At 63.4% G+C, this 23,917-nt stretch carries 13 protein-coding genes and 1 riboswitch; of the genes, 10 read left to right on the top strand and 3 right to left on the bottom strand.

What is annotated here, in order from left to right; genetic code table 11:
* Nucleotides 1-65: 65 nt before the first annotated feature.
* Entirely contained in the window at nt 66-1,100 is a 1,035-nt protein-coding gene (locus A4R35_RS04050; protein WP_112426778.1) for a DNA methyltransferase, read from the bottom strand.
* A 490-nt stretch (nt 1,101-1,590) separates the two neighbouring features.
* Here A4R35_RS04050 and A4R35_RS04045 point away from each other — a divergent pair, with 490 nt between their 5' ends.
* The 10 genes from A4R35_RS04045 to A4R35_RS04000 all read left to right on the top strand — a co-directional run bounded on the left by A4R35_RS04045 (nt 1,591) and on the right by A4R35_RS04000 (nt 20,229).
* Nucleotides 1,591-2,955 (top strand): MFS transporter, encoded by a 1,365-nt coding sequence (locus A4R35_RS04045; protein ID WP_112433983.1) that lies wholly within the window; start codon nt 1,591-1,593, stop codon nt 2,953-2,955.
* Between the two features lie 107 nt (nt 2,956-3,062).
* Nucleotides 3,063-3,281 carry a hypothetical protein gene (locus A4R35_RS04040; RefSeq protein WP_112426776.1) on the top strand — a complete coding sequence of 73 codons (219 nt, stop codon included), beginning with the start codon at nt 3,063-3,065 and terminating at the stop codon, nt 3,279-3,281.
* 113 nt (nt 3,282-3,394) lie between these two features.
* Nucleotides 3,395-4,378 carry an ABC transporter ATP-binding protein gene (locus A4R35_RS04035; RefSeq protein ID WP_112426774.1) on the top strand — a complete coding sequence of 328 codons (984 nt, stop codon included), beginning with the start codon at nt 3,395-3,397 and terminating at the stop codon, nt 4,376-4,378.
* A 4-nt stretch (nt 4,379-4,382) separates the two neighbouring features.
* Nucleotides 4,383-5,186, top strand: a complete 804-nt coding sequence (locus tag A4R35_RS04030) for an ABC transporter permease (protein WP_112426772.1) — start codon at nt 4,383-4,385, stop codon at nt 5,184-5,186.
* 7 nt (nt 5,187-5,193) lie between these two features.
* Nucleotides 5,194-5,982 carry an ABC transporter permease gene (locus tag A4R35_RS04025; RefSeq protein WP_112426770.1) on the top strand — a complete coding sequence of 263 codons (789 nt, stop codon included), beginning with the start codon at nt 5,194-5,196 and terminating at the stop codon, nt 5,980-5,982.
* 133 nt (nt 5,983-6,115) lie between these two features.
* Nucleotides 6,116-6,320: riboswitch (cobalamin riboswitch) on the top strand.
* Nucleotides 6,321-6,449: 129 nt separating this feature from the next.
* Complete coding sequence (locus tag A4R35_RS04020; RefSeq protein ID WP_112426768.1) at nt 6,450-8,981, top strand: ribonucleoside-diphosphate reductase subunit alpha; 2,532 nt, start codon at nt 6,450-6,452, stop codon at nt 8,979-8,981.
* A gap of 77 nt (nt 8,982-9,058) precedes the next feature.
* The gene (locus A4R35_RS04015; RefSeq protein ID WP_112426766.1) at nt 9,059-10,093 is read left to right on the top strand and encodes a ribonucleotide-diphosphate reductase subunit beta; all 1,035 of its coding nucleotides are present in this window, start codon (nt 9,059-9,061) and stop codon (nt 10,091-10,093) included.
* A gap of 71 nt (nt 10,094-10,164) precedes the next feature.
* A complete protein-coding gene (gene metE, locus A4R35_RS04010; RefSeq protein ID WP_399358671.1) occupies nt 10,165-12,513 on the top strand; it encodes a 5-methyltetrahydropteroyltriglutamate--homocysteine S-methyltransferase in 2,349 nt (782 codons plus the stop codon).
* 445 nt (nt 12,514-12,958) lie between these two features.
* Nucleotides 12,959-19,213, top strand: coding sequence for a serine/threonine-protein kinase (locus tag A4R35_RS04005; protein WP_112426762.1), 6,255 nt, complete (start codon nt 12,959-12,961; stop codon nt 19,211-19,213).
* Nucleotides 19,210-20,229 (top strand): hypothetical protein, encoded by a 1,020-nt coding sequence (locus A4R35_RS04000; RefSeq protein WP_112426760.1) that lies wholly within the window; start codon nt 19,210-19,212, stop codon nt 20,227-20,229. The genes A4R35_RS04005 and A4R35_RS04000 overlap by 4 nt, the downstream gene beginning before the upstream one ends.
* Before the next feature lie 108 nt (nt 20,230-20,337).
* Here A4R35_RS04000 and A4R35_RS03995 read toward each other — a convergent pair whose 3' ends face one another.
* Entirely contained in the window at nt 20,338-22,455 is a 2,118-nt protein-coding gene (locus A4R35_RS03995) for a protein kinase domain-containing protein (RefSeq protein ID WP_112426758.1), read from the bottom strand.
* A 234-nt stretch (nt 22,456-22,689) separates the two neighbouring features.
* A partial coding sequence (locus A4R35_RS03990; RefSeq protein WP_148668801.1) for a glycoside hydrolase family 6 protein occupies nt 22,690-23,917 on the bottom strand: 1,228 nt, incomplete at its 5' end.

The raw sequence follows: 23,917 nt of genomic DNA, 5'->3' as shown, positions 1-23,917 counted from the left end.
CATCTACAGGATAGCACAGCTGCACACGCGCGGCAAGCCTCGACCACCAGTGGCAGCCAATCTGCCTACGGCTGGGAAAGGGGACGCTGCACACAGAAAGGACGGCGGGGAGCCAGGCGCAGCAGGCGCTCGCGCGTCACCTCAATCGCCAGCGGGCTGCCATCACAGGCGATCCAGCGCCGGCCCAGGCGCTCGGCCACCGCCGGCGTCACGCCGCTCCCGCAGAAGCAGTCGAGCACCAGATCATTCTCCTCACTGGAAGCCAGCAGAATACGCTCCAGCAACGCCGCTGGCTTCTGGGTCGCATAGCCGTTGCGCTCGGGATCACGCTGATGCAGATGGCTGATATCGCACCAGACATCAGCAGGCGTCATCGGCTCATCCTCGTAGTAGCGATAGAGACGGCCCCCCGCGCGAATCGTCCAGCAGACCCGCCCATCGGCCTCCACCTGGCGCCGCATATGATTGCGCCGCTCCCGCCCACGCAGTGGACCAACCCGCTCCCCATGAAAACAATACTGGCGCGAGCGGGTATAGAGGAGCAGCGTATCATGCTTGCGAGCGAAGCCGCGGGAGCGTCGCGGGCGCCCGCCGGAATGATAATGCCAGATAATCTCGTTCTGGAAACCGCCGCCCGCCGGCGCCGCTTCCCGAAACACCTCATCCAGCAGCAGGCGGGCAAAGTGGACAGCACGCCAGTCCAGATGCACGTAGAGGCTCCCACGAGGGGCCAACAGACGATAGAGCAGCAAGAACGTCTCATAGAGCCACTGCAGGTATCCATCGAGATTGCCCTGCCAGCGATCGTGATAGGCGAGACCGCGGCCACTGCGATAGGTCCGCTCGGTCATAAACGGAGGATCAATATAGATCAGATCGACGGTCCCGGCAAATTCCGCCAGCAAGGCCGGCAACACCAGGCTCTTATCTCCGTGGATCAGGCGATTCTCCCAGCCCGCCGCTGCTTCGCCCTCAGCCTCGCGGCCAGCGTCGGGACCTGCCAGCGCCGGAACGCGCTCACAGATCTGCAAGCGCGGTGCCGGGGGCAGCCCCGCCGCGTAGGGATTGTGCTTCTGCTGCCAGATCAGCTCTGCCACCACTGCTGAACTGATTCCTCCCTCCGGGGAAGTCTCCTCCAGCCCCACAGCGCCAGCCGGGCAGACGCGCCGGGCCTGACCGATGGTGGCTGTGTGCCCATACCCTCCCAGTGAGCACAACCCATTACTATAGCACAGGAAAACTCTACCGCAAATACAGGGGCGCTCGCCAGAACGCCAGAGCCACAGTGCCCACCTCCTCAGTGGCCTATCTCCATATGGACATATGAGATCGGAGAAGGTACAATGAAAACATGTGGGAGCGTGAGGAATGGCGGAAGCCAAAGCAACGGAAGAGAAGGAGGTGAACCCCGTTCAAGCGTCACAGCCCTAAGAAAGCCACATCGTATCAGGCAAAGAGTTTATTGTCATTGTGCCTGCGCCCACTGGCGGGCGGGACCTGGCGCTACTCCTGGCCGCGAGCGCCCCGAGTAGCCTGCAGCGCGCTGAGCACGCGCACTTTCACCATCACTGCAATGGAGGCAAAGCGCTCATGGAAGCAGCAGAACGTCGCATCACCGTAGCCTCACGCATCGATCGCCTGCCCCTCTCCTCACTGCACCGTAGGCTCAGCTTCGTGCTAGGCATCGGCACCTTCTTTGACCTCTACGATATTTTCCTGGGTGGCCTGCTTGGAGCCGTCCTCACTCCCCTCTTTCACCTCTCCACCTTCGAGACCGCCCTCATCATCGGCTCCGGCTTCTTCGGCATGTTCATTGGCGCCATTGTCCTGGGCGTCGTCTCCGACTACATCGGACGGCGCAGCATGTACATGGTTGACCTGCTGATCTACTCCCTCTTCTCGCTCATCGCCGCCTTCGCCCCCAACTTCATCTGGGTCGTCATCTTTCGCTTCCTGGCCGGCATCGGCCTGGGAGCCGAGCCACCCCTGACCGACATCTACATGGGCGAAATGATCCCGCGCCACGCCCGCGGACGCTACACCGCCTGGTCCTACACCCTGGGCTTCTTCGGCGTCCCCCTGGCTGGCTTCGTCGGGCGCTTCGTCGTCAAAGGCAGCTTCCTGGGCCTGGACGGCTGGCGCTGGCTCCTCATCGTCGGCTCGCTCGGCGCCTTGATTGTCTGGCTCCTGCGCCGCCACCTGCCCGAGTCGCCGCGCTGGCACGAAATCCGTCAGGACGAAGCCTCCGCCAACGCCGCCCTCACCAGCATCGAAGAGCAAGTCATGCGCGAGCATGGTCTCAAAGAGCTGCCCGAGCCGCAGCCGGTCGTCGTCGAGCCACAGACGCGGGCCACCATCGCTGAAATCTTCAGCGGCGTCTACGCCAAACGCACCATCATGCTCTGGATCTTCCAGATCCTCCAGACTGTTGGCTACTACGGCTTCGGCTCCCTGGCCCCCGTCGTCCTCACAGCCAAAGGCTTCAGCGTCGTCACCTCACTGGGCTACACAGCCCTCAGCTTCCTGGGCTATCCCCTCGGCTCCTTCATCTCCATCTTCCTCGTCGAGCGCATCGAGCGCAAATGGCTCATCGTCACCTCAGCCCTGCTGATCGCCCTCTTCGGCCTCAGCTTCGGCTTCGCCACCTCCGCCATTGTCCTGGTCATCTCGGGCTTCCTCCTCACCACCGTCAGCAACATCTTCTCCAACGCCTTCCACATCTACCAGGCCGAGATCTTCCCCACCCGCATGCGCGGCACCGCAGTTGGCATCGCCTACAGCCTGAGCCGTCTGGTCAGCGCCATCCTGCCCTTCGCCGCCCTCCCTGTGCTCAAGTCGTTGGGACCGGTCGCTGTCTTCGCCGGCGAGGCCGTCCTGCTCGTCCTCCTCTGCCTGGACGTCGCCCTCCTCGGCCCCCGCAGCACCGGGCGCACCCTGGAGATCATCGCTCGCTAGCGAGCTAGCGAGCTAGCTGCATCCGAGGAGGGTCCGTGCTCGCCCCTGGTCAGCAGTGACCAGCGGCAGCACCATACACAATAAGAGAGAAAGCTGAGGGCGAGGCAGTGGCTCTTGCCCTCAGTCTTCTCCACCTCCGCCTGGCCTCACCTTTTGCGAAAAAGGAACAAGCAAGAGAGACCACGCATCTCACCGACCTCCCCATCTCGGCCTTTATCGCTCCCACGGGTCATAATCACGAGGAGATCATCGACCGGCTGCCCGCTGGTCTGGAGCGTCCCATCACGCAAGAGCACCAGCCTGATCCCTCCCCGCCGACACCTTGAGTTGCCCTGAGCACATTGACGCCCTCCCACCAGGACCCGCTATACTCAAGCCAGACAGAAAAAAGACAAGGGGGGAAGAGAGGCCTTCCTACACGAAGGAGCGAGCAAACACTATGACAGCCGTAGCGACAGTCAACGTTACCCACTTACGCAAAGTCTACCGCGTCTACGAGCGCGAGGCCGGCCTGGGCGCCGCCTTACGCGCTCTCTTTCAGCGCCAGATGCAGGAAATTGTCGGCGTCGACGATCTGACCTTTGCCATAGAAGCGGGCGAAATCATCGGCTTCCTCGGCCCCAACGGGGCCGGCAAAACCACCACCCTCAAGATGCTGGCCGGACTCCTCTACCCCAGCGCCGGCGAGGTACGCGTCCTGGGCTACGTCCCCTGGCGACGCGAGCGCGCCTTCCTGCGCCAGATCGCCCTGGTCATGGGCCAGCGCCAGCAACTCATCTGGGACATCCCTGTCATCGACTCCTTTGAACTGAACCGGGCCATCTACCGTATTCCCCCGGCTCAGTACCGTCACATGCTGGACGAACTTGCCGATCTCCTGGACCTGGCGCCCCTCCTGCACAAGCCTGTGCGCAACCTCTCCCTGGGAGAGCGCATGAAATGCGAGATCGCTGGCTCTCTACTCCATCGCCCCCAGGTCCTCTTCCTCGACGAGCCAACCATCGGCCTGGACATCGTCATGCAGCGCCGCATCCGCGACTTTATCCGCGAATACAACCAGCGCACAGGAGCCACTGTGCTGCTGACGAGTCACTATATGGCCGACGTCGAAGCCCTCTGTCGGCGCGTCATCCTCATCCACCACGGCACCATGCTCTTCGACGGCGACCTCACCCGCCTGGTCGAGCGCTTCTCACCTTACAAGACCATCATCGTGCGCCTGGAAGAGCCAGCTGACCTGCGTCCCTACGGCGAAGTGCTCAGCCAGAGCGAGGATCACGTCAGCCTGCGTGTGCCCAAAAGCGCGATCGCCCGCGTCACCGCCCGCCTGCTGACGGACCTGCCAGTCCTCGACCTGAGCGTCGAGGACCCGCCCATAGAGACCGTCATCGAACAAATCTTTACCCAGGAGGAGGTTGTCTAAGCGCATGACTCACCTCATCGCCGTCTATCGCCAGCAGCTCAAAACGGCCATTGCCGAACAGCTCCAATACCGCGCCGCCCTCGTCATCTGGCTCATCGAGGTGGCGCTGGGGCCAGCGGTCTCGATCAGCGTCTGGTCGACCGTGGCCCGCAATGAAGGCGGGGAAGTGAACGGCTACAACCCCTCTGGCTTCGCCGCCTACTTCATTGCCACCATGCTGGTTAACTACGCCACCCAGACCTGGGTGTTCTGGGAATTCAGCCGGCGTGTGCGCGAAGGCGAATTCTCACCTCTGCTGCTGCGACCCGTCCACCCCATCCACGCCGACATTGCCCAGCACCTGGCCTACAAGATGCTCATGCTGCCAGTCATTGGACTGGTCACGCTGCTCCTCTGGCTGGCCTTCCATGCCGGCTTCACCCCCAGCCCGGCCAGCCTGGCTACCTTCCTGCCCGCGCTGCTCCTGGCCTTCGCCCTGCGCTTCACTCTGGAGTGGACCCTGGCCCTCCTGGCCTTCTGGCTGACTCAAGTCAACGTGATCAACCAGCTCTATGTTGTCGTCGTCCTCTTCCTCTCGGGGCAACTGCTTCCCCTATCCTTCTTGCCGGCCCCACTGCAGACAGTCACTGCCTGGCTCCCCTTTCAATGGATGGTCGCCTTCCCGGCCCAGTTGCTCAGCACTGGCCTCAGCGCCCAGGCCGTACTCACTGGCTTTCTCGCTCAGCTCCTCTGGCTGCTTCTCGGCCTCGGCCTGCTCACCCTCACCTGGCGACGTGGCCTCAAACGCTACACGGCGGTAGGAGGATAAGTCTGCTATGCGTACCTATCTGCGTCTCCTGTGGACCTTTTTCCGCGTCAGCATCCTGGGCGAACTGGCCTATCGGGCCAGCTTCTGGCTGCAGATCGTCGAGTCACTGATTGACCTGGGCACGGCCCTGGCTTTCATCAGCGTTGTCTTCTCCTATACCCGGGCCCTCAATGGCTGGAGTGCCGACGAACTGCTCACCCTCATCGGCGTCTACTTCCTCATCGGGGGCACCATCAACATGATCATCCTGCCCGGTATGAACCGCCTCATTGAGCAGGTGCGCCAGGGCACCCTCGACTACGTGCTCACCAGACCCGAGGACGCCCAGCTGCTCGTCAGCATCCAGCAGATCGACATGTGGAAACTCCTCGACGTCTTGCTCGGAATAGCCTTGCTCGTAGGGGCCATGCTCTGGCATGGCAGCCTGCCCGGACCCCTCCAGTTGCTGGCCTTCGCTCTGACCTTACTGGCCGGCGCTGTCATCATCTATAGCTTTGTGCTCTTCCTGGCCACCCTCTCCTTCTGGTATGTGCGCATGGAGAATATCCTCGTCATCTTCGAGAGCATGTACGAGGCCGGGCGCTGGCCGGTCGACATCTATCCCAGCTGGCTGCGCGCCGTCCTGACCTTCGTCGTCCCGGTCGCCTTCGCTGTGACCGTGCCCGCCGAAGCCCTGACCGCCCGCCTCACCTGGCTGGTCCTGGCGGCTACCCTGCTGCTCGCAGCCCTCGCCCTGCTGGCCTCGCGCCTCTTCTGGCGCTTCGCCATTCGCTACTACAGTGGTGCCTCGTCCTGAACCCCAAAAACAGGAAAGAAGTACCAGGGGAGAGCCGGCCTCTCCTGCTTGACTTCCGACACAACATATGGTATCTTACCGCCCGTACCTACCTATATCTTGTGCTCATTGGCAACCGAAGAGAGAAAGACACCCACAGGGCGATGCTGTCGTGGCATCGCTGAAACATGGGGGAAGTCCGGTGAGAATCCGGCGCTGTCGCGCAGCGGTAAGCTGCCCCGTCCCGATCGATCCCCGCCGACAACGGTCCAAAGCGCGGAGGAGAGATCACCAGCACTTGCTAGCATGAGAGGACCAGCCGACGGACGGAGGCACTAAGCCCGAATGCCCACCTGTGGGATCTGGCTCGATCCCTTCGCGTGAAAGGGTAGACCAGCGGGCAGCCCGTTCACGAGGCTGTCTGTGCGTGTCAGCCTGTTTCCGTCGAGGGAACAGGCTTTTTTTTCATCTCAAGGAGGGAAAACGGCATGTCATTCCCAGCGAATCAGACGCGCCCGGCCACCCCCGTGGCCATCGACCCCGAGCAGGTGCTTGCCGAGGTCTGCCACGGCTTTGAGGATCGTGTCGACCGCGCCCAGCTCCTGGAGGAGGTCCAGGCCACCCTCAGTGCTGGCCTCTCCGAAACGGAGCTGTGGCAGGCACTGCTGCTGGTAGCGCGTGCCCATATCGAGCAAGAACCGGCCTTCAGCTACATCACCGCTCGCATCCTGCTCCTGTCACTCTATCGCGAGGCGCTCAGCCCGGACGAGCACCTCCCCTGCAGCTTTGCCGCCATGCAAAGCGCCTATCGGCGCTATCTGCCGCGCTACATCCAGCGTGGCCTCGACACCGGGCTGCTTGATCCCCGCCTGGCCACCTTCGACCTGGAACGCATCGCCGCCCTGATTCATCCCGAGCGCGACCTGCTCTTCACCTATCCCGGGCTGCAGACGCTCTACGATCGCTATCTGCTCCAGTACGAGGGGCAGCGCTTCGAATTGCCGCAACTGCTCTGGCTGCGCGTGGCTATGGGCCTGGCTCTCAACGAAGCGCACCGGGAGGAGCGCGTCGCCGAATTCTACGAAGTGCTCTCGCAGTTCTATTTCACGCCGGCAACGCCTACGCTCTTCAATGCAGGCACCTCCCACCCGCAGCTCTCTTCGTGCTACCTGACCACCGTCAAAGACGATCTCTGGCACATCTTCAAGTCCATTCAGGATAATGCCCTGCTCTCCAAGTGGGCCGGCGGCCTGGGCAACGACTGGACCCGCGTGCGCGCTCTGGGCGCACACATCCGGGGCACCAATGGCCGTAGCCAGGGAGTCATTCCCTTCCTCAAGGTCGTCAACGATACCGCTGTGGCCGTCAACCAGGGCGGCAAGCGCAAGGGCGCCGTCTGCGCCTATCTGGAGAACTGGCACCTGGACATCGAAGACTTTCTGGATCTGCGGCGCAACACCGGCGATGAACGCCGCCGGACCCACGATCTGCATACGGCCTGCTGGATCTCCGACGAGTTTATGCGCCGCGTCGAGCGCGGGGAGCAGTGGACCCTCTTCAGCCCTGATGAGGTGCCCGACCTGCACGAACTCTATGGCCGCGCCTTCGCCGAGCGCTACCGCGAGTACGAGCGCCTGGCCGATGAGGGCAAGATTCGCCTCTTCAAGCGTCTGCCAGCGGTCGAACTCTGGCGCAAGATGCTCACCCGCCTCTTCGAGACCGGCCACCCCTGGCTGACCTGGAAAGATCCGGCCAATGTGCGCTCGCCCCAGGACCACGCCGGCGTCATCCACAGCAGCAATCTCTGCACGGAGATCTTGCTCAACACCTCGGAAGAGGAAACCGCCGTCTGCAATCTCGGCTCGCTCAACCTGGTGGCCCACATTGTCAATGGTCAGCTCGATCACCAAAAGTTACGGTCAACCATTCAAACGGCCATGCGCATGCTCGACAACGTCATCGACATCAATTACTATCCCACTCCGGAGGCGCGCACGGCCAACCTGCGCCATCGTCCCGTCGGGCTTGGCGTCATGGGCTTCCAGGATGCCCTCTTCCTGCTCGGCCTCAGCTACGCCTCCCAGGAGGCGGTCGAGTTCGCCGATCGCAGCATGGAAGCTATCTCCTACTATGCCATCCTGGCTTCCAGTGAGCTGGCTGCCGAACGCGGCCCCTATCCCAGCTATCGCGGCTCCAAGTGGGACCGTGGTCTGCTGCCTATCGATACCATCGCCTTGCTGGAGCAGGAGCGCGGCCAACCCCTGGAGATGGACCGCCGCACCACCCTCGACTGGGAAGCGGTGCGCACCCACATCCGCCAGCATGGCATGCGCAATAGCAATGTCCTGGCCATCGCCCCGACGGCCACCATCTCTTTGATCGTCGGCGTCAGCCCGTCGATCGAGCCGATCTACAAGAACCTCTATGTCAAGAGTACCCTGTCGGGCGAGTTCACCACGGTCAACACCTTCCTGGTCAACGACCTGAAGGCCGCCGGCCTCTGGAACGCCGACATGCTGGAAGCCCTCAAGTACTACGACGGCTCCTTGCAGGAGCTGCCAATGGTGCCAGAGGAACTGAAGCAACGCTACCTGACAGCCTTCGAGATCGACCCGCGCTGGCTGATCGAGTGCGCCAGCCGGCGCCAGAAGTGGATCGACATGGGGCAGTCGCTCAATCTCTACCTGGCCTCGCCCAGCGGCAAGCAACTGCATGAGATCTATATGCGGGCCTGGAAAAAGGGACTCAAAACGACCTACTACCTGCGCACGCTGGCCGCGACCCAGGTCGAGAAATCGACGGTCGATATTAATCGCTGGGGAATCCAGCCGCGCTGGATGAAGAATGTCAGCCCTTCCAGCGCCATCCAGATCAGGCGCGGAGCCTTCAAAGAGGCCAGCCAGCCCCCGCAAGCTGGCAGCCATGAGAGCCAAACGGAGGCGGCTCCTCTGACCCTGCCGTCCGCTGCCAGTCCCGCCGCAGCTTGCTCGCTCGATGACGACTGTGAAGCTTGCCAGTAGAGTAGGCCATCATTTCCCGTTGGCCCTGGTGCCACGCCACGCAACACACGGGCACCCTAGAAGGAGAACCAAGACCAATGGCGACCGACGCCTTTAACCAGAAAGATATTCTTGAAGAGAAACGCCTCATCAACGGACCTGCCGTCAGCGTCAACCAGCTGATGCCGCTCAAATATCGCTGGGCCTGGGAGCACTATCTGAATGGCTGCGCCAACCACTGGATGCCCAACGAGGTCCCGATGGCCAGCGACATCGAACTCTGGCGTAGCAATCGCCTCTCCGAGGCCGAACGCCTGGTCATCATGCGTAACCTGGGCTTCTTTGCCACCGCCGAGAGCCTGGTTGGCAACAACCTGGTCCTGGCCATCTTCAAGCACATCACCAACGCCGAATGTCGCCAGTATCTGCTCCGGCAAGCCTTTGAGGAGGCGGTCCATACCCACGCCTTCCTCTACATTGTCGAGAGCCTGGGCCTGGATGAGCGCGAAGTCTTCACGATGTACCACCGCATCCCGGCCATTCAGCGCAAGGATGCCTTCGAGATGAAGCTGACCTACGCGCTCCTCGACCCCACGTTCTCGACTGCCGAACCGGAACAGGCCCAGCAGTTTCTGGACAACCTCATCGGCTACTATGTGATCATGGAGGGCATCTTCTTCTACAGCGGCTTCGCCATGATCCTCTCCTTCCACCGTCGCAACCTCATGACAGGCATCGGCCAGCAGTTCCAGTATATTCTGCGCGACGAGACCATTCATCTTAACTTCGGCATTGACCTGATCAACGGGATCAAGGTTGAGAACCCTGACCTCTGGACACCCGAGTTTGAGCGGCATATTATGGAGTTGATTGAGGAGGCGGTGGAACTAGAGATCGCTTACGCTTACGACTGCCTGCCAGAGGGGATCGCGGGCCTGCACGCCCCGGCTTTTGCGCGTTACGTACGTCATATTGCCGATCGACGCCTGGAGCGCATCGGCCTGCCGGCGGTCTATCACGAGCCGCATCCCTTCCCCTGGCTGAGCGAGACCATTGACCTGAGCAAGGAGAAGAATTTCTTTGAGACGCGGGTCACGGAGTATCGATCGGCGGCGACGCTCGAATGGGATTAGCGGCGACGAACGTGCCCTGCTGATCGCTGCCGCGTCGGACCGGACCAGACGCGAGGAAAGGAAGAGGGAGGATTATGGTGCAGGCTACCAATCTCGGCTACCCGCGCATTGGCGCGAAGCGCGAGCTGAAGCGGGCGCTTGAGCAGTTCTGGGCAGGGAAGCTGGACGAGCAAGGACTGCGCGAGCAGGCCGCTGCACTGCGTCGGGAACACTGGCAGCTCCAGCAGCGCCTGGGGCTGGACCAGATCCCGGCCAACGACTTTTCACTCTATGACCACGTGCTGGATATGGCACTGGTAGTGGGGGCGGTTCCGCGGCGCTATCGCCGCGCCGGCGACAATGGGGCGCTGGCGCTGGACCTGTCAACCTATTTTGCAATGGCCCGCGGCGTTGAAGCCGGCCCAGCGGGTGAGGCAGTGCCGCCGATGGAGATGACCAAATGGTTCGACACGAATTATCACTATATCGTGCCCGAGTTTGAGGAAGATCTCTCTTTTCGCCTTACCTCAACCAAACCACTGGATGAGTTCAACGAGGCCAGGAGCCTGGGCATCCACACCCGCCCGGTCCTGCTGGGGCCGGTCTCGTTTCTGCTCCTCGGCAAGACGCACCGAGAGGACCTCTCGCCCCTGGGGCTGTTAGAGCAGTTGCTGCCAGTCTACGAGGAGCTGCTCCAGCGTCTGGCCGCGGCGGGCGCCGACTGGGTGCAGCTCGATGAGCCATGTCTGGTACTGGACCTTGAGCCTGCTGCTCTGCCGGCCATCGAGCAGAGCTACATCCGGCTCAGCCAGGCTGCACCCTCGCTGCGTCTGTTGCTGGCGACCTACTTTGGCGACCTGGGCCCGGCCCTCTCCACGGTCTTACACCTCCCGGTTGCCGCCGTACATCTCGACCTGGTGCGCGCCCCCCAGCAGCTGGAGCGCGCTCTGGCCGAAGCTCCCTCGTCTCTGATGCTCTCTCTGGGGATCGTCGACGGGCGCAATGTCTGGCGCACCGATTTCGAGCAGGCCCTTGCCCTCATTGAGCGAGCGGTTGAACGTCTCGGCTCCGAGCGCATTCTCCTGGCTCCCTCTTGCTCGCTCTTGCACGTGCCCGTCGATCTGGAGCTGGAGAGCGAGCTGGACGCCGAACTGAAGCAATGGCTGGCCTTCGCCAACCAGAAACTGCAGGAAATTGTCCTCCTGACGCGGGCAGCCAACGAGGGACGGCAGGCGATTGCCCATGAGCTGGAGCGCAACCGGCAGGCCGTCGAGCGCCGCCGTACCTCGCCGCGCATCCACAACGAGGAGATCGATCAGCGCGTGCGCCAGGTGCGGACCCAGCATGCGCGTCGGCAGAGTCCTTACGCTGTGCGCCGCCAGCGACAGCGCGCGCAGCTGCAGCTACCACTCTTGCCAACCACGACCATCGGCTCCTTCCCCCAGACCGACGAGGTGCGCGCCGCGCGGGCCGCTTTCAAGAATGGGCGCCTGGACGCCGCCGGGTACGAGGCCTTTATCCGGGGCGAGATCGAGCGCACCATTCGTTTTCAGGAGGAGATCGGTCTTGATGTCCTGGTGCATGGCGAATTCGAGCGCAGCGACATGGTCGAGTACTTCGCTGAGCAACTCGACGGCTTCCTCTTCACGCGCAATGGCTGGGTCCAGAGCTATGGCTCGCGCTGCGTGCGCCCGCCGGTCATCTATGGCGATGTCCAGCGCCGCGGCCCCATGACTGTGCGCTGGTCAGCCTTTGCTCAGTCGCTGACAACGCGCCCTGTCAAGGGGATGCTGACCGGCCCGGTGACCATGATGCAGTGGTCCTTTGTGCGCGACGATCAGCCGCGTGCCGAGACCTGCTATCAGTTGGCGTTGGCCCTGCACGATGAGGTTCAGGATCTGGAGGCGGCGGGAATTCGCGTGATCCAGATCGATGAGCCGGCTCTGCGCGAGGGCCTGCCACTGCGCCGCTCGGAGTGGGCCAGCTACCTCGACTGGGCCGTCGATTGCTTCCGCCTGGTCTCGGCCTCGGTGCGCGACGAGACGCAGATCCATACGCACATGTGCTATGCTGAGTTCGGCGATATCATCGAGGCCATCGCCGCAATGGATGCCGATGTGCTCTCGATCGAGGCTTCGCGCTCGCGCCTGGAGCTGCTCAACGCCTTTGTCCGCTATCGCTACCCGAATGAAATTGGTCCGGGCGTCTACGATGTCCATTCTCCGCATGTCCCTTCGGTTAGTGAGTACGAGCAGCGCCTGCTGCGCATTCTAGAGGTGTTGCCCGCAGAGCAGGTATGGGTTAATCCCGATTGCGGTCTCAAAACCCGTCGCTGGGAGGAGGTCAGGCCAGCCCTGACCAACCTGGTGCAGGCAGTGCGCGCTGTACGCACACGCCTGGCTAGTGGACAGGCTGAGGTACAATCAGGCCCTGCCCGCTAAGCAGTGCTCGCCCCGGGCCGGGCCCAGATCAACTAACGACGGCGCCGGCGAGGACAGGCCGCCGGCGCCGTCTGGCTTCTGCTCTCAGCGTCTTCCTTTCCTTACGGTTGCCTGGACGCCCCTCCCTATCTGGCTCGGCGTGAGTTGCTTTCCCTCTTCGCCCGCTTTGTGAAGGAGGTCACATTACTCCTGTGAGCTGCCTGCTAGCGACGATTGCTCTTGACAGCTATCTTGCCTTGCAGATGAGACGACAGATCAGGCGCTGTCAGCACAGAGATGTTGCTTGTCCTCCTGCCCGTCACCAGCGCGTTCTTTGGCTCACTTCAGCTTGAGAGCTGTCGCCTCCCTGTCCTTTTCCGATAGAAGCCCGATTGATCCGCTGATCTGTGTTGGATTTGTCTTTCTTTTCTCTCTTCTGGGTTCATGCCCTCGATGAGGTGGACTCATGAGTATAGCGGGCGATGCAGGAGGGCCAGGTGCCTACAGCCTGAGCCATCTCCTGGGGAAAACCAGCCTCGCCGAAACCTATGTCGGCGAGGAGCGCACGAGCGGGAAACCTGTCGTTTTCAAGTTGTTTCCTGCAGTGCGCCTTGAGAAAGAGCGTCTGCGCTTTGTGGAGACGCTGCGGGCCTATGCCCAGGTCCTTCATCCCGGCCTGGTGCGCGTGCTGGAGGTTGGCCTGCGCGAGAACTCGCCATTCGTGGTCACTGAGTATGCTCAGTCCGGCTCGCTGCGTCAGCGCTATCCGCAAGGGACGCGCCTGCGTCCTGAGATTGTGCTCCCGGCAGTGCTCCAGATTGGGGCGGCGCTCCAGCACCTGCATCGGCAGGGCCTCTTTCATTTGGATCTCAAGCCTGAGAATATCCTGTTCAAGGATGACGGGAGCCTGATGCTGAGCGATGCTGGACTGCTGAGCCTGCCAACCCTTTGGCAGGACCGCCTGGCTGCTGAGCGCGACAGCGCAGCCTACCTGGCCCCTGAGCAGATTATGGGCTTGCCGGTAGCGGCCAGTGACCAGTATGCGCTGGCCTGTCTGATCTACGAATGGCTGAGTGGGCACCCGCCGTTTATCGGCTCCTTCCGTGAGATCTGTGCCCAACACCTGCATGCTCCCCCCCCACCGTTGATGGGGCCTGTGTCGGAGGAGCTAAAGGCTGTGCTCCGGCACGCTCTGGAGAAAGATCCTGGCAAGCGTTTCCCTACGTTGCAAGCCTTTATTGAGGCCTGTGTCCTGGCCATGCGTGGAACGGCCAGCCAACCAGTCGCTGCCTCTGCCCCCTCCGGCAGCTCTTCCCCTGGGTCCAAGTCGCCAGCGCTACCACCTGCCCCTGCCCCCTCAGAGCAGGTGCTCTATCAGCCGGAGGGTGCGATGGCAACAGAGGAGCAGGTCAGCCAGAGGCACCTCTGTCGCCTCTGCCACCGGCCCTTGCCCGCAACCAGTGCAACCCTGGCCTGCCCCTCCTGCGGGTATCCGTCCGATCTTCAGGAGGAGCAGCGTTTTCTGGAGCAGCTGCTTGCTGAGCTGAGCCGCCTGGCCCAGGCCGGAGCGGCTTCCATGCGCCTGGGAGAGCTGGCGTCGCTCTCCGTTCCCTCGTTGCTGGCCCTCAGACGCGAGGTGCGCTACGGCGCTGCCGCTGTACCCCTGGGGCTGGCCATTGATCGCTATCGGCGTCGTCTCCTGGAGGTGCGGCAACTGCTCGCGAGTAAGCAGTTGCCCGGGCCAAGTGCCGCACCGTCTAAGGCCCAGACGCCACAACGAACGGCTGCCCCCCCAGCGATCTCGGGAGCAGCGGCGGCAGCACCAGGTCAGCCGGCGTCCCTATACGGACCGGAGCCTGCTCAGCTCGACGACACGCTGGTCAGGAAAGCGTTGCAGGCGCAGCAGGGGCCTCAACGTGCCGCTCCCGTTGGAGCCATGCCTGCAGGTGAGCGTGAGCCTGCCAGCGTGTCTCGGTCACCGCATCAGGCTCCTGAGTCGGTTCTCCAGGCGCCGGGGGCGAGCGTCGACAGGCCGCAGATCGCTATGCTGCAGCCTTCGACAGCGGCCAGCTCCAGGCCGATATCACAGGCAGCCACTCCAGGGCGCCCTCCGCTGCCTCCACGCCCACCACGTCCGCCGCACCCCAGCCCGCTCAGAACGCTGCGACCGCTGATCGAATCGCCGGCAGCCCTGATGGTGGCCTTGGGTACCTTTCTGCTGCTGGCCGCGCTCCTGGTCTTTCACATCGCCCAACAGACATTCGCACTGCCAGTGACCATCTGCGCGCAGGGCTTCTTCGCGCTGATGGTCGTAATCACCGGGCGCTCTCGCCACTTCCGCGAGTTCAGAGGGATCTATGCCCTCTTCTTCGCGCTCACAGTGCCCTTGCTCTTCCCTGACTTGAGGAGCATCGTCTCCAATGAGACGCCGTGGCTGCTGGCGCTGACGGCACTCTACGGCGCCGTGACCTACGGCGTGCTGGCCGTCTCCCAGCGCTTCAGTCCCTTTGCTATTCTCTGCGCCGTGGCCCTGGTGGCCGCTGATGTTTCCCTGGTCTGGGCCATCGCGCCTTCTCCATGGGGCTGGTGGGTGGCAAGCGGCTTACTGGTGCTGGCTCTCATCGAGACGGAGGCGTTGGGTGACCCTCAGCTCGCGCCAGGGGACTCCCCGCTAGCCCGGCTCTTGCGGACCTCCTGGGATGTGCTCCGCGCTCCTCTGGCCTTCTCGGCGCAGTTCCTGGCCTATATACTCACTGGCATTGCCAGTCTCTTAAGCTTCTTACTACTCCTGCTCTTATTAATCTTACAACCAGAAACACCCCCTCAATCCACTATGCCGCTCTCTGCCTTCCCGATCACCTTGCTCCTGGCCCTCGCCTGGTTCTTGCGCGTCGGCGCCCGCCTGCGCAGATCCTCTGTCCAGTATCCGCTGCTGGCGCTGATCACTTTGGTCGTGCCGCTCACCTGCAGTCTGATCGCCCCGCAACATGCACGGCTGATGAGCAGCCTGGGCCTGCTCCTGCTGGCCACCTGCTTTGAGGGCTATGCGCGTCTGGCACCACCCTCGCTCTGGCTCTTCCTGCGCCCCGGGCGCGAGCTGACGGCGCTACGCTTCCTCCTGTTGCTGCTGATCCCCTTCCTGGCAATTCTGCCCTCGCAAGCCGCTCTCCAACAGGAGGACCTCCTACCCGGCTCCCTGATTGTATTCGCCAGTGCCGCTCTTCTGCTGCTGATGACACTCTTCCCTGCGCCGGAGGCCGCGGCGGAGGGAGAGCAGCTCCTCCGTCCTAAGCGCTCGCCCTGGCTGCAGGTGCTACCGGGAGGCCTCTTTGTCTGGGACTATGCGGCCATTGGGCAGGGAATCGGTTGGGCCTCGATTGGTCCCTTGTGGGGGTTGGGCCTGCTCTGCGGCGGCCTGCCGGCTCTCTCCTCCTTGCTCCATCGTCTGTCCGGGCGCGCTTATGCCTCCCCCTGGGAGGTGGTGACGCTCGCCGTTGCGATCCTGATTTTGGTCCTCCTCCCGCAGCAGCAGGACCTCCAGGCTATGACCCTGGTGCCGCTGCTGCTGGGTGCCGTGGGGTATGCTTTGCTGGTCGCCCAGCGCCGTTCGCTCTGGCTCTTCCTGCCTGGCTTGTTCCTGGTCGTCGGGCTGTCGCTGCTCGGGCTGTGGGTCTCCGCGGTCCTTGGGGCGACAGATGCATGGGCCATCGTCTTGCTGGCGAGCTCTGTCCTGCTGCCACTTCTTGCGGCGACGCTGCGTCGCTTCCTACCGGCAGGATCGGCTGCGCTTCCACGCTTGGCACCCCGGGACTGGCAGGCTGAACGCCTGTTCACATTCTGGGAGTGGGACTGGCCGCTGACCATCGTGGCCCTGGGAACCAGCCTGTGGCTGGCAGTCCTGCTGCTGGTGGATTGGGCTAATACCTCCAATCAGTCGCTGCCCCAGTGGTATTGGAGCGGGATGGCGCTGGCGTCGTTCTCCTCGGGTTCCGAATGGCTGGCGGTGGGCGAGGCCCTGGTCATGGCGCTGGCCGCCTATCTGGCTGGCCTCTGGGGCAGAACCCGCCTCTGGCTCGTTCCTGCCGCTCTCCTGGCGCTGGCGGCCCTCTGGCTGGTTCAAGATGCATTCGTGGCTTTGACCGCTGTGGTCGTCGGCACCGCCGTGGTGGGCATGCTGGTCAGCCGCCTCAGAGGCCAGCGTTGGGCTGTTCCCTGGTATGTGGCCGGACTGTTCAGTCTACTGCTGGTTATGTGGCATGCACTGCCACCGCTAGAGGATCAGCCTCAAGCGTATAGCGCCTTTGTCTTGCTCGGACTGGCGGGGGTGGTGACGGTGGTGGGCCTGGTCGAGAAGCTGCCAGAGGCGCTGTGGCTGGTGCCCCTGTTGCTGTTGGAAGGCAGCAGCGCCGCCTTGCTGTCACCGCCAGGGGAGCAGCTCCCGAACGCGTTGTTGCTCCTGGGGCAGGTACCCCTCGCGGCCCTGGTTGGTCTGGGGCTGAGTGCCTGGCTGCGTCGCCGTCCCCAGGCCAAAGAGAGACAATGGCGCTGGCGCTGGACGCTCCCCTGGTACACAGGGGGCCTGGCTGCTATCGGCGCCACCAGCGTCGCCCTCTTCGCGAGACTATGGGCACCGATCCACTGGCCAGGAGGCCTGGAGGCAATAGGGCTGCCAAGACTGACCGATCTGGGACCGTACGTGCTCTTAGCTTGCGCTGGCATCGCCACCGCTGTTTCCTTGCTGGAGCAGGCACCTAGCCTGCTCTGGCTGGTCCCCATACTGGTACTGGAAGTCTCCTCCTTGATCCTGCCAGATCTCCTCTCGGCACAGCTGCGCTTCGTTGGGGAGAGCGTGTTACCGCTTCTATTGGTCCCTGGCTGTGCCCTGGTGGCTCTGGCCCTTAGCCGCCTGGGCGACCGGGGCCGCGAGCAGCGTCTGCTGCGTGCCAGCCCGTGGTATACGGCGGCCTTGCTGGCCCTGGGGACGGTGAGCATCGCTCTCTTCTCGGGAACCAGGCTGCCCTGGCAGCAGAATCCCTACGTACCTTTGGGCTATGCCGGACTGGCGACAGCCATCGGCGCGCTGGAGGGCTTTCCAGAGATCCTCTGGCTGGTACCCCTGTTACTGCTGGAAGGCAGCGTTGCCGCCCTGCTGTCACCCCCAGCGCGCCAGCTGCCAAACGCGCTGCTGCTCCTGGGACAGGTACCTCTCGCGGCCCTGGCGGGCCTGGGGCTGAGTGCCTGGCAGCGTCGCCGCCCCCAGGCCGAGGGGAAGCGCTGGCGCTGGGCACTGCCCTGGTACATGGCGGGCCTGATCTGCGTCGGCGCCACCAGCTTCGCCCTCTTCGACCCGCAGTTGTGGGCCACCAGTCTGCCCGCTCTTGCCCGGCTGGGGCCGTACCTGCTCTTAGCTTTTGCTGGGCTGGCCACTGCTGTGGCTCTGCTGGAGCAGGCACCTGACCTGCTCTGGCTGGTGCCTGTGCTCACCGCGCTGGCCACACTCGCCGCTCAGCGCTACAATGGCCCCGCCCTGCTCCCGCCCGTCCTCGTTCTGCTCTGCACGCTCGTTGCACTCGGGACCAGCCAGATCGCGCAGGGGCGTTGGAAACACCTGCCAGCTCCCAGGGCCAACCAGCTGCGCCTGCGACTGGGGACTCCCTGGTACGTCACTGCGGCCTTCGCTGCCTGCGCGACTCCTACCTTCCCTTTCGTGACGGAGCAGCTCGGCACGGCTGCCGTGGCTATCCTTTTGCTGGTCTCTGCCCTGCTGGCTTTCATTGTTGCCGTTGTAGAGCGTTGGCCCCTGGTTTCACTGGCCACCAGCATCTTCGGCCTGTGGGGACTGGGTGCGCTCACAGGGATGCCAGAGCCAACCTGGCGCCTCCTACCTGTGGGCGTCGGAGCGCTTGCCATAGCCTTCCTCGCCGATCGGCTGCTGCAACCCAGGGCCAGCCGCTGGTCACCAGCATTGGCCGGGCTTATCCGTCCTTCCTGGTCCTGGGCCTGGGTGCCGCTCATCGTTCTGACCTGGAGCGTGCTGGGCCTCTTTCACCCACACCCCTGGCCGGTCACCCGGCTCCCCGCAGCCGATTCCTGGGGACCCGCCCTGGCCGCTTTGCTCGTCTATGGCTCCGGCCTGCTGTTGCGCCAGGTGGTAATCTGCTGGCTGGGCGTGCCGTTGGCCCTCTCCTCCATCGTACAGCTCAGCGCTGGCTCTGGGCAGGGCAGGCCAGATATGGCCGGACTGGCCCTCTTCTGCCTCCTGTGTACCATCGGGCTGGCTTGCGGAGCCTTTCTACAACGGCACTGGCCTCTGCGGGCCTACGTCTTTCCACTCCTGGCCGCGAACTGCTCCGGCGTTCTGGCCGTGGGCATCGCTGGCAGTCTCGCGACAGAGCAGAGCAGCGTCCTCGGGGCCACCGCTCTGCTGCTTGGCTATGGCCTCCTGATCTGGCTCCTGGCCCTGGGCCTGCGCCTGCCTGTGCTGACGCTGCTCACCGGGCTTTGGACTGCCTGGGGTCTGGTCTTGCTTGTCGGATTCCAGCAGCTATCGCTTCCCTTCCTGCCGGTGTCCCTCACAAGGGACCAGATCCTAACGATTATTGGGACCATCGCTACCCTGCTGGGCCTGCTGAGTCCGCGCCGTCGACCAGAGCAAAGTGTCCCCTGGCAACGACGCGCGCCTTCTCCAGCCGCACCCAGCCGTGAGGAGACAGTACGATGAGAGAACACTCCCTTCCGCGGTCCAGCCTCCTGCTCTGGAGCTGGCCCTGGTACCTGCTCGCCGCTCTCGCCGCTACCATGACTGGACTGCTCAGCAGTTCCTGGCCACGACTTCTGGAACTGGCTATCTTCGCATTCTTAGCCACGCTCGTCATGCTCCGCGAGCGTCTTCCCGAGGCCTTGGTCCTGCCAGCAGCACTCCTGGCCTGGCTGCTGGCATTGTTGCCATCTGCACTCCCCCTCTCGCTCGACGAGGCACTGCTTCTGGCCAGCCTTGTCTGCGTCCTGCTTTTCCTATCGCAGTTCACCTGGCGCCTCATCAGGCCAGAACCTCTCTGGCTGGCCCCCACCGTGCCCGCCCAGCTGCTGGCTCTCAGTGGCCAGGTCATGATCATCTTGATCTACTTCGTTCTCATAACTCAGACGCAGACCGGCGCGCTCGCTCTGACGGTCCTGGGCCTCTTCGTGGTCTGGCTGGCTCTGCTGCAGCCGCGGCGCGCCTTCCGCCTCTGGCTGGGCTATACTGCAGGCTTCCTGTTTACCCTGGCCTCGACCTGGGAAATATGGCAGCTCTGGAAGCCGACGTTTGATCTCCTCTGTCTGCCCCTGGCCAGCTATCTGGTCGTTCTCAGCCCCTTCCTGCTCCGCGATCGCCAGACGCCGGGCAGCCAGGGGATAGGACGCATAGCCATCGTGATCGGCGCTTGCTTGCTACTGAGCCCTTCCTTCATTTTGAGCATTGTCGCTTCTGAAACAAAGCAGCAGCTCGTTTCGCTGCTGCTCGTCCTGGCTGAGTCGCTCAGCCTGTTCATCTTTGGCATTGCTATGCGCGTGCGCTTCTTTCTCCTGGGAGGGGCCGCTCTGGTCGTCGGAGGCGCTATCAGAGCTGTCATCTACACCTTTCTTGGCGGCCAGCAGTATGCCCTCATCATCTGGACAGCGCTGGGCATCGCCGGCCTGGCCCTGCTGGGAGGCGCCATTTTCCTGACCCTGCGGCGCTCCCCCCTCCAGCTCTGAGCAAGCGCTCGCTCGCAGGCTGCAGTCGCCTCCCCAGGAACGCCGCTGGTCTGGCTCCCTGGCATCCGGCTGGCGCCCACAAGCCAGCGGACCGGCTCGGGTCCTCTCTCACACATAGCCCCGCAGCCGGTCCGCTTCTCTGTAAGCCGCTTGCGCCTCGCGCTCTCGCCCCAGCTTCTTGAGGACATTGCCACGACGCTCATACAAATCTGGCTCATCGGGCTGCCGCTGGAGAAGCTGCTCATAGAGCGATAACGCCTCGATATAACGCCCCACAATAAAAAGCGCATCAGCCCGCCGCAGCGAAAGCCTCCCCAGGCCAGTCCTCTCCTCGGCCTCCAACGCCAGCCGGTACGCCTCGCGCGCCTCCCGCTCACGCCTGAGCTGCAGCAGTGTGTCTGCCTGACCATAGCGGGCATCGACCAACCCAGGGTCATAGCGCAGCGCCTCCTCATAGGCTGCCAGGGCGGCCCGATACGAACGCAGCTGATAGAGCGCATCGCCGCGCGCGCAGTGTGCAGCGGCAAAGGTCGGCTGCAGCTGCACCGCCCGTTCGAAAGCTGCCAGCGCCTTCCCATATGCCTCATGGGCCAGCAGAATCAGACCGCGGCCATAGTGGGCAGCCACATTGCTCGGATCGGCCTCCAGCGCCAGCTCGTAGGCCCGCAACGCTTCCGCCTCCCGGCCAAGCCGCTGGAGCGTAGCCGCACGCCCGCTTTGCGCATAGCTATCCTGCGGGTTTCGGCGGAGCGCCTGCTCATAAGCCGTGAGTGCCTCCTCGAAATGGGCCAGCTGCCAGCACGTATCACCCAGCCAGCGCCAGTCAAATGGCAGCTCTGGATCACGGGCCGTGGCCTGCAGATAACTCCGCAGCGCCTCCCCATACTGTCCTTGCCGGACTAGCTGGTCGCCAGTCGCCTTCAGCGCCTGAGCCTGCGCCCGCGCCAGAAGCCGGACTCGCTCCTCTTCCTGACGCCTCTGCTCCGCCTCCCGACCCTCCTCTAGTGGAGACTCTGCCGGGGACAACGCGGGTGACCCGGCGAGTGCTGACGGCGGCTGCAGCTCCACGGGCTGGGCCAGGGACGGAGTCGCAGCGGGAGCAGGAACCGCCGACTGCTGGAGGGGAGCGGCGGCGGGAGCAGGAGAAACAGGAGTAGGAGAAAGCTGAGGCCGGGGCTGGGCAGCAGCAGGTGCGGCAGGGGGCTGCTGCTGACTCCGCCTCAGCATAGTACTTTCGCGCAGCGGCTGCGGATCGACAGGATCAATGCGCTCCACAATCCGGTAGCGCTGCAGAGCGGCCTCGACCTGGCCTTGGGCGGCCTCCTCACGCGCGCGCTGGAGCCAGCAGGCTTTCAGCTCTCGGTACTGCTCGGGATCGTGGGGCGCGGTGCGCAGGGCAGACAGAAACTCGGCGACCGAGGCGTGGCGCCGACCCGGCTCCTTCATCAGGGCCTTCAGGACTGCCAACTCGATATGGATGGGCAGCTCTGGACGAAACTGCGACGCAGGGAGTGGCAAAGCCTCACGCTGCTGCTGGGCCCAGGCAAACCAGCCTCCCCCGGGAGGAACAGTCAACGGCTTGCGACCAGTCAGTAGTTCATACGCCAGGCACCCAAGCGCATACTGATCGCTGGCTGGCGAGACCTCTCCGGCAAATTGCTCTGGGGCCATATACGGCAGTGTCCCGGCAATCGAGAGGCGCTGCGTCGCCGCCGCATCCAGGATGACTGCGATCCCGAAATCAGCAAGCAGAGCACTGCCAGCAGCATCGAACAGGATATTTTCCGGCTTTAAATCCCGGTGGACCACTGGCTTCTCCTGCGAGTGGGCATGCTCTAAAGCCTGTCCCACCTGCTCCAGAATCTGCAGAGCTTCCTCCAAGGGCAAGCCGTCCGGCTGCTGACGCAGACGATCACGCAGCGATCCGCCAGCCGCATAGGCTGCGATCAGATAAGGGGGAAAGTCCCGGTCAAGACCGGCATCGTAGAGCGGCAGAATATGGGGATGACGTAGCGCCTCTAGCAGGCGGGCCTCTTGCAGAAAGGCCTGCTGCTCCTTGACGGAGACGCCACGCGCGCTGCTGAGAAACTTGATCGCCGCACGGCGGGGCAGCAGCAGATGCTCGGCCAGATAGACCTCGCCAAAGCTGCCGCTGGCTAAACGCTCTCCAATGCGGTAGTTTCCAAGTTGTTTGCCGGTATAGCTACCCGGTGCAGCCGGAGCCATCGTTACTCTGCTTAGGCGGGCGCTGCTCGCCTCTCTAGCGGTGGAACCCTCTTTATCCCCCCGCTTGCCATAAGGATACCATAAAGGACGACAGCGGGCTAGGGTGATCGCGAGCCAATTGTCCCAAAACAAACCTGGTGCCGTGGCTAGTCCCTCAGCCACAACACCAGGTTGCTGCGCAGGTAATGGAGCTTTGCCGCCAGAGCAAAGATCCTGCTGACCGACGAAACTGGCCTAGAAGGGCGGATAGGCGTTCTGGACCAGGGTGTCGAAGCCCGCCTGGAACCAGGCCCCAGCCACCGGCGCGTTCGGCATCGCTCCCGTCGGCTGGTTATTGTTCATCGAATTGCCCCCGTAGGTCGGGTCGCACATCCGATCAAAGCCCTTGCCCGTCGGGTTGTTCGGCCCCTGCGGGATCAGGCTGCTGGAGCCATCCGACTCCCCGGGCGGCTTGATCCACACAAAGGCGTCAAAGCCACTCGCCGGGTTGGCCTGCGGACGCGCTCCGATCCCGCCCGGCTGGTTGCACCAGTTCCCTCGACTGTAGCGCCGGTCGATGCGCGTCTGATCCACGAACGTGTTCACATCCGTGGCGCTACTCGGCCCCGTCGGGCGGTTCGGCCCTCCCCAACCGTTGCGCGACGTATCGATGAGCATCCCGATCGTGCTCGGGAAGCCCTGCGCTATGAAGGCATTGCGCATGTCAATGTCATAGGGCATCTCATCGATATAGTTGTTCCACTGGTAGAAGTTCGCCGAGCGCACCGGCTGCCCCCCGATCATCTCGTTGGCCGTCATATACGGCTCCGTCGTCGGGGTGTAGTTGGCCGTGTTGCTGATGAAGCCATCAATGCTGTTGACCCCCGCCGCCGTCCCCTTGATCGTGTTGCTGATCAGCGTCACCGCCGGCTGGAAATTGCTGCTCCAGCCCAGCCAGCCGCTGTGAGCAATATCGATGAACAGATAGACGTTGGGAATGGGGTGCAGCTTGTTGATGGCGTACTGAATCCCCTGCACATAGGCCCCGCTGGAGTTGGCCTCCGCACACTTGGCAATGCTGAGGTTGGTCACCAGGTTGGGCAGCGAGTCCGGCTCAATAATGGCCACAATGCGCAGGTTGCTGTACTTGGCCTGGCTGAAGGTGGCCGCAATCGGATCGATGAACTGCGACTCGTAGATGGCCAGCCCGTTGTTGGAGACGCTCAGCTCTCCATTGGAGGCCAGAGCCGCACAGTCGCGATCCGGCAGATCGTAGACCACAAAGGTGATCACGATCGGCTGGCTGCTGGAAGCCGCCTGCTGCTCGGCAGCATCCAGATAGCCGGACAGGTTGGTCGGGTAGCCGGTCCCGCCGGTCACCGCCGCGATGCTATCCAGCCAGACGGCGGTCGGGTAGTTGGCTACCTCGGCTTCCTTCTGCCCCAGGGTGCCCCCGACACTGGCCGCGCCCGCCTTGACCTCT

Source organism: Thermogemmatispora tikiterensis, from assembly GCF_003268475.1.
Taxonomy (GTDB): domain Bacteria; phylum Chloroflexota; class Ktedonobacteria; order Ktedonobacterales; family Ktedonobacteraceae; genus Thermogemmatispora; species Thermogemmatispora tikiterensis.
Note: the sequence above shows the minus strand (reverse complement) of the source record. Positions and strands in the feature narration are given on the sequence as shown.

Coding starts and splice junctions, on each gene's coding strand:
- A4R35_RS03995 (WP_112426758.1), bottom strand. CDS start 22,455: ATGGCTCCGGCTGCACCGGGTAGCTATACCGGCAAACAACTTGGAAAC.
- A4R35_RS04020 (WP_112426768.1), top strand. CDS start 6,450: ATGTCATTCCCAGCGAATCAGACGCGCCCGGCCACCCCCGTGGCCATC.
- A4R35_RS04030 (WP_112426772.1), top strand. CDS start 4,383: ATGACTCACCTCATCGCCGTCTATCGCCAGCAGCTCAAAACGGCCATT.
- A4R35_RS04000 (WP_112426760.1), top strand. CDS start 19,210: ATGAGAGAACACTCCCTTCCGCGGTCCAGCCTCCTGCTCTGGAGCTGG.
- A4R35_RS04025 (WP_112426770.1), top strand. CDS start 5,194: ATGCGTACCTATCTGCGTCTCCTGTGGACCTTTTTCCGCGTCAGCATC.
- A4R35_RS04015 (WP_112426766.1), top strand. CDS start 9,059: ATGGCGACCGACGCCTTTAACCAGAAAGATATTCTTGAAGAGAAACGC.
- A4R35_RS04035 (WP_112426774.1), top strand. CDS start 3,395: ATGACAGCCGTAGCGACAGTCAACGTTACCCACTTACGCAAAGTCTAC.
- A4R35_RS04005 (WP_112426762.1), top strand. CDS start 12,959: ATGAGTATAGCGGGCGATGCAGGAGGGCCAGGTGCCTACAGCCTGAGC.
- A4R35_RS04045 (WP_112433983.1), top strand. CDS start 1,591: ATGGAAGCAGCAGAACGTCGCATCACCGTAGCCTCACGCATCGATCGC.